The sequence below is a fragment of the Arthrobacter sp. P4_F10 genome, from assembly GCF_056401435.1.
The window spans coordinates 1-10,438 of the sequence record NZ_JBFUJJ010000059.1 but is presented as its reverse complement, the minus strand read 5'-3'; the positions used below and the strand labels follow the sequence as shown (position 1 = coordinate 10,438).

Below are 10,438 nucleotides of genomic sequence, written 5' to 3'. Positions count from 1 at the left end.
GATCGATGCAGGTGCCCTTGCTCGGTGCCATTCCCGAGCGGGCCTCGGAACAGCCCCCGGCAGCGTTCCGGGCCGAAGCGGCGGCCTGGCTGAACGGACTACCCGCATGAACCCGCTGGTGTCCTTGGCTGGATCCATCGCGCCTCAACTGGTTGGCTCCGGCCAGGCGCGCTGCCCGTACATGGTAGTGCGTGACCCGGACGCGGTGCGGGACGTCCTGCACCGGCCCGCCGACTTCAGTCCTGCGAATTCCCTGGTCGCTGTAACTCCTCTGGAAGGGCCTGCCCTTCGTGTGCTGCAGCGCGTGGGCTTTGCGTTGCCGCCGGTGCTGGCCAGCAACGACACCGACACGCATGCCGGGATCCGCAAGGTCGTCGCGGGATTCTTCACCCCCGCCACCGTCGCCGCCATGGAACCACGGATCCGTGGACTGGCCCAGGAAGCGGCAAAGAACGCCGCGGACCAGCTTGGATCCTCGGGTCACGTGGACCTGGTGCAGACGGTCGCGGCGTTTCCTCCGGCGGTGGTAATGCTTGAACTCCTCGGACTGCCCGTCCGGGACCTTACGGATCTCAAGGGGTGGGGCCTTGACTCCATGGAGCTGTTCTGGGGCTGGCCCGACGAGGCCCGGCAACTCGAACTTGCCCACAGCGCCGCAGACTTCTACGTCTGGCTTCGTAAACTCGTAGCAGAATCCAGGACCGCCCCAGGACGCAACCTGTTCAAATCCCTAGCCGAACACGGCCTATCCACCCCTGAAATCTGCTCGCTCGGCTACTTCCTGCTGATCGCCGGACAGGAAACAACCACCCAGCTGATCAGCACCACCCTGTTCCGGCTCCTTAAAGGGTCGGCCCCTGTGGGCTGGAACGACGCAGCGTCCGACGCCGGCTCCAAAACTATGGTCCGGCACGTACTGGCCACCGAATCATCCGTCCCCACCTGGCGCCGTGTGGCAGCCCACGACACAAACCTCGGTGACACTGTAATCCCTGCCGGCAGCGAGATCCTCCTCGAACTTACCGGCAACCAGATCACCTCACCGTCCGGGCAAGAACGCGCGCACATTGTTGGGCAGGCGGACCTGCGGGAGGCGTCTGGGTCCCCGGGCCTGGTGTTTGGGTCAGGCATTCACCGCTGCCTCGGCGCCAAGCTCGCCGAACTCGAGGCGGCTGTCATCGTCCGGGAAACTGCCGCCGCGCTTCCTGGGATACAACTGCATGATCCCGAGCCCGAATGGATCCGGTTCCTTTCATTCCAGGCACCCCGGACGGTCACGGTTGTTAAAGGTCCTCGCTGACCGCACCCACGACCATGGTGCACCCAGTTGTCTACCAGCAGGCGGGTTGCGAGTCGATCATGTTGCGCGGAGGCTGGGCTACAGTATCGACCGGAGCGTTTTCGAGCTTGTCAGAACTCGCCTGGGCCGGCATCCCCGCAATCGGATGCGGTAGTTCGTGGGCTCCGGAAGCGATGAAAATTGGGCGCCTACATTATTTGAGGCGGGACAGAGATCCTCTCGTGGGAGGCTTCGGCGCCTACACCAGCCGGTTGGTTCATGGAGGAGCGAACTTAGTTCAGCATAGTTGGCTGGCCGTTTCGCTGGTTCCCACGCAGCGCTTCGGGCTGCTGGAATGTGGCAAAAAAGGAAGTGTGTACAAAGTACACTTTGGGCTTCGGACTGGGTCGTATGTGGGTCGGATCGGGCCGGAATCCGCATGTTTCCGCGGTTGCCCAGTGTTTGCGGGGGAGGGAATGCAGTTCGAGTCCCACCTCGGGCACAGCATTCCCCCTCGCCAGAGGGGGTTTTGCTTTAAGGTGTGTACATTGACCCTGGTCGGGTCCCTCTGACGCTTGTCGAACGCTTGTCGCGGTCTGTGGCCTGGCCGCCGCGGCGGCCTGTGAAGTTGTGTGGGTGGCGGGTTCAGGGCCCTGGCTGGTGGGCCCTCCGCGTGCTGGGATGTGGGTCATTCGGGTCTCCTTTTCTGGGTTGTTCTGGTGGACGTGGTTGGCCTTGTACCTATTCATGCTGTGGGGTCCTGTTGACGACATGACCTGCGGGGATTTCCTTAGGATGTTTTTCTCCGGAATCCGGGTTTACCGGTGGCTTGGGGGAGGGCTGGTTCCCGTTTGTCCGGCCAAGAGGGGTGTGCACGTTGTCCACACCGGAGTGAGTTTCCTGCCGTAGCTGCTTTGTGGCTCGCTCCTTGCCTGCTTCCCACGAGACGGGCAGGAAGATCCCCGGAAACCCGGGGATCTTCCCGCCTCAACTCACGGAACTTCAGGTTAGGGGTTTGCTGGGAATCGAGGTGCATCTGGCGCGGGCTGTCAGGTTGCTTCCGGATCCTCGGTCGATCATCCACTTCTCACGCAGGCAGTGCTGTCACACCGTGGGGGCGATGTTCTGGTTCAACCGGAATAGATTGGTGGGGTCGTATTCGTTCTTCAGTTCCACGAGCCGCCGGTATGTATCCGCCGGGTACGACGCCCGGACGAGCGTCGTATTCGCTTCACCTGTGAAATTCACGTAGGCCGCCACATCCGGACCGAGCGCGGACGTCACGCCCCGGGCCCATTCGACGACATCCGCGAAGCCTTCCGCCGTCGGCGTGCGCGCCACAACATTGACGATGAATTCCTGGTCGCGGAGTGCGAAGGCCGTTGCTTCGGCAGGAACCCGGCCGACGGCGCCGCCAAGGTGGTGCAGGTGAATCTGCGTCATGGCGTTGGGCAATGCCGCAAACGAGTCCAGCAGCACGCGCACGGACGCGTCGTCGGCGGCGCGCAGAAATGCCGAGCGGAAATAGTTGTGCACGCCCCTCGGGTACAGCGGATCGAGCGCCTGCTGCCACCCCGCGTACGGGTTGGCCGCGAACACATCGGCGATGACCGTGCCCAATGACCGGAAGGGCGCGGTGGCGGCCTCGCCGGCATCGAGATCGCCGGACCAGCACCCTCCCACAGCGATGACCGGCTTGCCGTGCACTGATTCTGGTAGGAACGGGACCGGTGGCGCCGTGGTCATGTTGACCAGCGTGGTCAGCTCATCGGGGGCCGCCGCGCAGGCCGCCCGATAGCCGCGCAACACCTGCTCCGCCTCTTCTGCGGGGTAGAAAACCAGGCCGGAAAGGACGATGGGCCCCACTTCGTGCAATTGATAGTCGAAGGACGTCACCACACCGAAATTGCCGCCGCCGCCGCGCAGTCCCCAGAACAAATCGGGGTGCTCGTCGGCACTGGCGTGAATAAACTGCCCGTCGGCGGTGACGACGTCGGCGCCGACCAGGTTGTCGCTGGCCAGCCCGTGCTTGCGCACGAGCCAGCCGATGCCGCCGCCGGTGGTGAAGCCGGCGATGCCGGTCGAGGACACCAGGCCACCGGTCACCGCAAGCCCGAATTGCTGGGTCTCTGCATCCAGGTCCTTCCAGGTACACCCTGCCTGTGCCGCGACGCGGCGGCGGGCAGGGTCCACCTGGACCCCCTTCATCAGCGAAAGGTCCAGCACGATACCGTCGTCGACGGTAGAAAACCCGGGGATCGAATGTCCACCGCCGCGAACCGACAACGGCAACCCCTCGCTGCGCGCGAGATCGACCGTGCGCATCACGTCTGCCACACCCGCACAGCGTGCGATGAGCGTCGGGCGGCGGTCGTGGGCCCCGTTCCAGATGCTGCGTTCGTGGTCGTAGTCCGCGTCCCCTGGCCTGACGACCGTGCCGCGCAGCCCGGCGGCGAACTCGGCGATGGTGGCCTCGCCGATGCGGGTCGGCCTAGTCTGCGTCGTTGTCACGATGCGTTCCTCCTGATTGCTGTTTGTTTGTCAGATCCATTTGTCAGATCCAGGAATCACGCTAGTGAACCGTCCTCAACGAGCACTCAACGCCGTCTCAACATCTTCATCCGAGTCCCGCCTACGCAGTGCGGCCAGCCGCTGACCGGCGATGAGGCATCTCGTTCGGTCGAAAATTGCCCCAGCCCTGTCAATTTCTCGGGCCGCCCGATGTGGGTCGCCGAGCTCGTTGGATAGCTCTGCCACCATCAACCGTTGCCAGCCAGTGTGTCGCCGCCATGGGGCGACCTTTTCCGCTGCCTGCCTGTACATTTCCCGCGCTGCCCGGACCTCCCCGGAGATCAGTTCGCCGGCACCGAGAATGGTCAGCGTGGCGCCCATCCCCACCTGATCTCCCGCGGACTCGAACCCTGAAAGGCAACGCCGAGCGTCTGTCAGGCCGCGGTCGATATCACCACCCATGGCGCGGAGCAGGGCGATATTAATCTCGGTCAGCAGCTCGCCGCGTCGGTCGCCCAGACCGAGCCGAAGCTCCCGCGCCAAGGACAGGGCCTCATCGGCCGCGCTGTGGTCGCCGCAGTCGCGCAGAATGCAGCCAAGTTGGTGAAGTGTTTGCGCCCTAGCCAGGTCATCTCCTAACTCGGCGAAATGTTCGGCCGCATCCGTGATGACGGATATCGCAGACTGCGTGTCTCCCGAAATCCTGGCCGCGTAGCCGATTGCGGACAGCACGTAGCCTTTGGCTTGGATGACGCCAACCCGCCGGCCCAACAGCAGGGTCTCCTCGACGCAGGGGACCAACCGTCCGGCGATCGGGACCAGTTGCAGGCTGGGCGTGATCCCCCGCAGGAAGGGTGGGGTGCTGGTCTCAGACTGTGCGAGTTCGCTCAGGCAGGTGTTTAGGTGACGGGCGGCGAGTGGTCCGTCCTCCCGGGACAACGCGCACTGGCCGAGCAGCCAACTGCTGGCAGCGCAATGTTCGGGTCTGCCACCCTCGACTGCCTCGGTGTGCACGTCGGCTGCCAGCTGTTCGGCCTCGTCCAAGTCGAAAGTGCTCCAGGCGAGCGAGGTCTCAATGAGCCGGGCCATCACCACCTCGTCGTTGTTCCCGATCTCCCGCATGATTGCCAGGGCCTCCGCGCCGAGCGCCCGATGCCGGTCGCCGCGGCCCTGCCGGCTGTCCAGCCCGGTTAGGCCGATCAGAGCAGCCGCGCGAGGCCGGGTCGAGTCGGGAGCCACCGCCAAGGCACGCTCCACCCAACGTGCTCCCTCGACCGCGTGACCGCGGAGGAACCAGAACCGCCACAGGCTGGCCGCGAGCCGGAGCGCGGTCTCGGGCTCGTGGGCGCACGACCAGCGCAACGCAGCGCGCAGGTTGTCGTGCTCGCGGTCGAGCAACTTCGGCTGTTCGATGACCACCCCGGTGGCCCGCTCTGGATTGTGGGATTCGGCGACGGCAAGGAAGTAGGCGCAATGCGCAGCCGCCAGTTGAGCCGCCTCACCTGCATGATCGAGATTCTCTTGGCCAAACTGGCGGACCGTCTCCAATTGCCGGTATCGGGTCCCGGCGCCCCTCCTTTCGGTGACCACCAAAGACTTGTCCACCAGCTTGGCCAACAGGTCGAGCAGTTCGATCTCCTGGAGGGGCGCGTCAGCGCAGACTGCCACCACTGCGTCGAGGGTGAAACCACCCGCGAACACAGACAGCCGGCGCAGCAGAACCTGCTCCGGTTTGGTGAGCAGTTCGTGGCTCCATTCCAAGGTGCCACGCAGCGTCTGGTGCCGCGTGACGCCGCTGGTTCCCCCGCCGAGCATGGACAAAGCATCGCCCAATCCCTGGACGATCTCGGCGGGTTCGAGTGCGGCCGTCCTGGCCGCGGCCAATTCCAGGGCCAGCGGCATCCCGTCGAGCCGTCGGCACAACTCTGTCACCCCCTGCGCGTTGTCGGCGTCGAGCGCGAAACCCGGCCGGACCTGCGCTGCCCGCTCAACGAAAAGCCGGACAGAGGGCAGACGGCCCAGCACGGCCAGGTCGAGAGCGTCGGTCCGCAGGGGCGAGGGCAGGGGCAATGACGGCACCCGGTAGGTGTACTCCCCGTCGGCATGGAGTGGCTCCCGGCTGGTGGCCAGCACTTTAACCCCAGAGGATCCGTCAAGTAGCGCGACGACGAGTTGCGCACAGGCCGCGAGCAAGTGTTCGCAGTTGTCCAGCACGAGGAGCAGCGAGCGTCGCCGCAGTTGGTCGACCAGCGCTTGCACGCGGCTTGGTGCCGCGCCGGAATCCAACCCGAGGACCTCGGCTACGGCATCGGCCACCAGCAGCGACTCCCCAACGGCCGCGAGGTCGACGAACCAGACTCCGTCCACGTACCCAGGACGAACTGTCTTCGCGGCCTCCAATGCCAGTCTGGTCTTGCCGCTGCCGCCAGCCCCGGTGAGGGTGAGCAGGCGAGCATGGCCCATCAGCCGCTCGACGTCAACGAGCTCACGCTCGCGCCCGATGAAGCTTGTCAACGGGGATGGCAGATAACCGATGGCATCGTCTTTGCCGGTCACGCCGGCGGGCTGGTGGAGGCGCTCCTCGGGCGGCGAGCCGGTCAACAACTCGCGAAACAGTTCCATCGTCCGGGCGTCCGGATCGGTCCCGAACGCGTCGAGGAGTTCGTCGACCAGCCGCTCATATCGTGCCAATGCTTCCGACCGCCGGCCCATCCCAGCCAGCACCACCATCTGCGCGCGCACGGCTCCCTCGTGGACGGGATCGGATTCGAGCGCATGGGTGAGGATGACCAACGCTTCCTCCGGCGCGCGCTGCGCCACCGTGGACGCCAGTTTCACCAGTACCTCGCGATGGATTTCCCGGAGCTCATCGCGGCGTGTCGTCAGCCAGTCCGCATCCGGCAGCTCCGGCAGAAGATCACCCCTGTACAAGTCGGCCGCATCGCGCAGGCTTGCCTCGACACCTGCAGCCAACGCTGCCACGGCCGAACGCTCGAACTGCAGGACATCGACATCGACCGGGCCAGTGTCATCCAGCACGACCACTTCACCGCGGATGACGAGCAGCCCGTCGCTGCCGGCTCCAGCGCTAGCGAGCGTACGGCGAGCGACGTACAGGGTCTGATGCAGATTCCGTGCGGCGGCCACCGGCTCCATGTCGGGCCACAGGCGGTCCAGTACCTGCTCGCGACGGTTACGCTGACCACGCGCCAACGCCAGCATCGCCACCACGGACTTTGCCTTCTGCAGCCGCCAGTGGCTGTTCTCGACGGCGTTCCCGTTGACGTACACGATGAACGAGCCGAGAAGCTGGATGCGCAACCCGCTTTGGGTGGGCTTCATGGTTCTTCAGTATCCGCTCGCCAACCGGCGTTGTCGAACAACGAAATTTCCCACACGCTCGCTGCCTTGGCGCACTCTGTGAGCGGCCCATCACTAGCAAGCAAACCACCAGAACCACGTTTAGGTTCACGCCGTCGTCGCTGAGTAGGAACGTGATGGATGCGGCCAGCGCGTCGGCTTCCGCAGCCTCCGGCATCACCGCCATCGCGGTCCGCACGCGCTGCGCGCCGAGTTCGGAACCGAACCGGGCCTCGATGTTAGTCACCGTCGGGCCGGGGGCAACGGCATAGGGGATAGCAGTGGTCGGATAATGGTCCGGCGACAAGGTCGTTGACGATTTGCGCCTGCCGATCCACGAATGCCGGCGGCCGCCTCAAATCTGGGCCCAGGTCAGTGAGGCAGCAGTACACCGACCTGGGTCCGGATGTCCTGAACAATCTCGTCGATGCTCAATGCGGCGTTCACGGTCGCTGCCATGCTGAGGAACATGATGGCGGTGACGATGTGTGCCGTCGTAGCGGCATCACCAGCGCTGACCAGCTCGTGCCTGCCCAGGACGGCAGAGATGGCCTCCTCGGTCTGCGCGACGATGGAGAGGGCCTCAGCGTGACGGGGCTCCGCGGGATCACCGAAGACCATCTCCCGCAGGTACGTGCGTCCGTTGTCGACCTGGACGCGGTTGCATTCCACGATCGGCCGTACGATTGCCAGCACCGCATCGAGGATATCCGGGGTGGTTTCGGCATCAGCCCGACCTTGTTGAAGCGCTTCGGCGTAGTGGGCGTTCTGCACGAGGAGGAGGAGTTCGCCTTTGGTCTTCGCGTAAAGGAACAGGGTCCCGGTGCCGATGTCCGCCTTGTCGGCGATCTGCTGGGTCGTGACGTCCTCGATGCCGTGTTCGGCCAGCAGTTCGCTTGCCGCGGCCGTGATGCGGTCCAGCTTCTGCTGCTTGTTCCGCTCGCGCCGTCCGACCGGCTGGGAGGCGAGAGACATGGTGATGGATCCTCCGGAATAGATTTTGACTGCACTCAGTTATGAGTGTAGTCACTACTGTGTGGGCTCGAATGTTCCTTCGTTAATTCTCCCACGCAAGGGCCGAACCCCAGTGTTCCGCCCCGGCAGAGTGGTGGCGCTATTACCCCGCGACGCAAAGGACCGCACACATGACTTCCTCCCTCTGGCAACCCTTCACCCTCGGCAATGTGGAGCTGCCGCACCGGCTCGCGCTGGCCCCGCTGACCCGGAGCCGCGCAAACCCTGACGGCACCCCCGGGGAACTGGCCGCGGAGTACTACGGCCAACGCGCCTCGCTCGGGCTGATCATCACCGAGGGCACACAGCCGTCCGAGGACGGCCAGGGCTACCTGAACACCCCCGGCATCTACACTCCCGAACACATCGAGGGATGGCGAAAGATCGCCGACGCGGTGCATGCCGGCGGCGGAGCGCTGTTCATCCAACTGATGCACGTCGGCCGGATGTCGCACCCGGATAACACCCCGCACCACCGCCGGCCTGTGGGCCCGTCGGCGATCTCGGCCGATCAGGACATGTTCACTCCAGCGGGGCCGCAGAAGACGCCGGTGCCGCGTGAACTGACTGCCGAAGACATCCAGGCCACCATCGCCGGGTTCCGCCACGCCGCAGCCTCCGCTATTGCAGCGGGAGCGGACGGGGTGGAGATCCACAGCGCGAACGGGTACCTGCTCCACCAGTTCCTCTCGCCGAACTCGAACCACCGCACGGACGAATACGGCGGATCGGTGGAGAATCGGTCCCGGTTCGTCGTCGCGGTCGCCCGCGCGGTGGCCGAGGAGATCGGGGCAGACCGGACCGGCATCCGCATCTCACCGGCGTTCCCGCTGGGCGGAATCAACGAAGGGGACCCCGCGGACGTCCGGACACAGTACCGCCACCTGGTCGGCGAACTCGCCACTCTGAACCTTGCGTACCTGCACGTGCACCACCTCGGTGACGACGATCTGCTTCGGTCTTTCCGCGACACGTGGCCTGCTGCCATCCTCGTCGTCCGGTACGGGCGCGACCGCGAGCAGATCGCCGACGACATCGACGCCGGGCTCGCGGACATCGCGCCGCTGGGCCGATTCGCCCTGGCAAACCCCGACATTGTTCAGCGCCTGCGCGCCGGCGCGCCGCTGAACGAGTTGGACCCGGCAACCCTGTACGGCGGCGGCGCGGCCGGGTACACCGACTACCCCGCCCTGGCACACGCCTAATCGTCTGCCGCAGGTCGCACGCCCTGCCCTCCTGAACCGCACCCGGCGGCGGCCACACTTCGACCCCACCGACCTCACCCAACCCACACCCCTCAGAAAGAAGAAACAGCCATGCCCTCACTCAACGGAGCAGTCGTCCTCATCACCGGAGCCAACGGCGGAATCGGCACCCAGTTCGTGCACGAAGCCCTCGCCCGGGGAGCTGCAAAGGTTTATGCCACCGCCCGCACCCCCCGCACCTGGAACGACGAGCGCATCGTTCCGCTCGCCTTGGACATCACCGACTCGACCTCCATCCAGGCAACGGTCGAGGCGGCACAGGATGTGACCGTGCTGATCAACAACGCAGGCGCGTCGGTCTCCAGCCCCGGGATCCTCACCCACACGGACGAGGAGATCCGCCGGAACGTCGAGACGAACTTCCTCGGGCCTCTCTTCGTCGCCCGCGCGTTCGCTCCGGTCCTGTCGGCGAAGGACGAAACGATGATCATCGACATCCACTCGGCCCTGAGCTGGTACGCCGTCGCCGGCATCTACAGCGCCACCAAAGCCGCCCTCTGGTCCGCGACCAACTCCCTCCGCCTCGAACTCGCTCCCGCCGGCGTGCACGTCGTCGGCGTCCACGTCGCATACGTCGACACCGCGATGGCCGCGCACGCCACCGACCCGAAGCTCGACCCGGCCGTGCTGGTGCGCACTGTGTTCGACGCCACCGAGGCGGGGGAGTTCGAAGTCCTCGCCGACGACACGTCAGTCCAGCTCAAGGCCGGACTCAGCGCCCCCCTCGAAGCGGTCTACCCGCAGTTGGCGGCGACGAACGCGTAAGCGAATAACCGGTGCCACCGCGTTCACCAAAAGTCAGCGCGGTGGCACCACCCCTGCCGTGGGGAGTGTCTGAACAACGGAGGATCCGGGGGTGGCCTGACACGCCGGGGTAGTCACGAGCCAGGGGCCGCGTCAGGGGTGGCGATACGTTTGATCACCCTGCTGACGCGTTTGTGCGGGCCCTGTTCGAACTGGCCAGCGCGACGAGGCCCACGCCAATGGCTCTGCCCGCCCGTGAATACGG

The 10,438-nt window shown here is 65.5% G+C and carries 6 protein-coding genes; 3 read left to right on the top strand and 3 right to left on the bottom strand.

Features of this window, described 5'->3' with window-relative positions; all coding sequences use genetic code 11:
* Nucleotides 1-106: 106 nt before the first annotated feature.
* Nucleotides 107-1,300 (top strand): cytochrome P450 family protein, encoded by a 1,194-nt coding sequence (locus tag AC1DR1_RS22185; RefSeq protein ID WP_476967752.1) that lies wholly within the window; start codon nt 107-109, stop codon nt 1,298-1,300.
* A 1,083-nt stretch (nt 1,301-2,383) separates the two neighbouring features.
* On the opposite strand, the gene AC1DR1_RS22180 is transcribed toward AC1DR1_RS22185, so the two are convergent.
* The 3 genes from AC1DR1_RS22180 to AC1DR1_RS22170 form a co-directional block, all read right to left on the bottom strand.
* Entirely contained in the window at nt 2,384-3,790 is a 1,407-nt protein-coding gene (locus AC1DR1_RS22180; protein WP_476967751.1) for an FAD-binding oxidoreductase, read from the bottom strand.
* 75 nt (nt 3,791-3,865) lie between these two features.
* The gene (locus AC1DR1_RS22175; protein ID WP_476993344.1) at nt 3,866-7,132 is read right to left on the bottom strand and encodes an ATP-binding protein; all 3,267 of its coding nucleotides are present in this window, start codon (nt 7,130-7,132) and stop codon (nt 3,866-3,868) included.
* Nucleotides 7,133-7,522: 390 nt separating this feature from the next.
* Complete coding sequence (locus AC1DR1_RS22170; protein WP_476967749.1) at nt 7,523-8,125, bottom strand: TetR/AcrR family transcriptional regulator; 603 nt, start codon at nt 8,123-8,125, stop codon at nt 7,523-7,525.
* A 170-nt stretch (nt 8,126-8,295) separates the two neighbouring features.
* Here AC1DR1_RS22170 and AC1DR1_RS22165 point away from each other — a divergent pair, with 170 nt between their 5' ends.
* Entirely contained in the window at nt 8,296-9,369 is a 1,074-nt protein-coding gene (locus AC1DR1_RS22165; RefSeq protein ID WP_476993343.1) for an alkene reductase, read from the top strand.
* A gap of 111 nt (nt 9,370-9,480) precedes the next feature.
* Nucleotides 9,481-10,194: an SDR family oxidoreductase gene (locus tag AC1DR1_RS22160; RefSeq protein WP_476993342.1), complete on the top strand. Its 714-nt coding sequence runs from the start codon at nt 9,481-9,483 to the stop codon at nt 10,192-10,194.
* Nucleotides 10,195-10,438 lie beyond the last annotated feature (244 nt).

Coding starts and splice junctions, on each gene's coding strand:
- AC1DR1_RS22185 (WP_476967752.1), top strand. CDS start 107: ATGAACCCGCTGGTGTCCTTGGCTGGATCCATCGCGCCTCAACTGGTT.
- AC1DR1_RS22170 (WP_476967749.1), bottom strand. CDS start 8,125: ATGTCTCTCGCCTCCCAGCCGGTCGGACGGCGCGAGCGGAACAAGCAG.
- AC1DR1_RS22165 (WP_476993343.1), top strand. CDS start 8,296: ATGACTTCCTCCCTCTGGCAACCCTTCACCCTCGGCAATGTGGAGCTG.
- AC1DR1_RS22160 (WP_476993342.1), top strand. CDS start 9,481: ATGCCCTCACTCAACGGAGCAGTCGTCCTCATCACCGGAGCCAACGGC.
- AC1DR1_RS22175 (WP_476993344.1), bottom strand. CDS start 7,132: ATGAAGCCCACCCAAAGCGGGTTGCGCATCCAGCTTCTCGGCTCGTTC.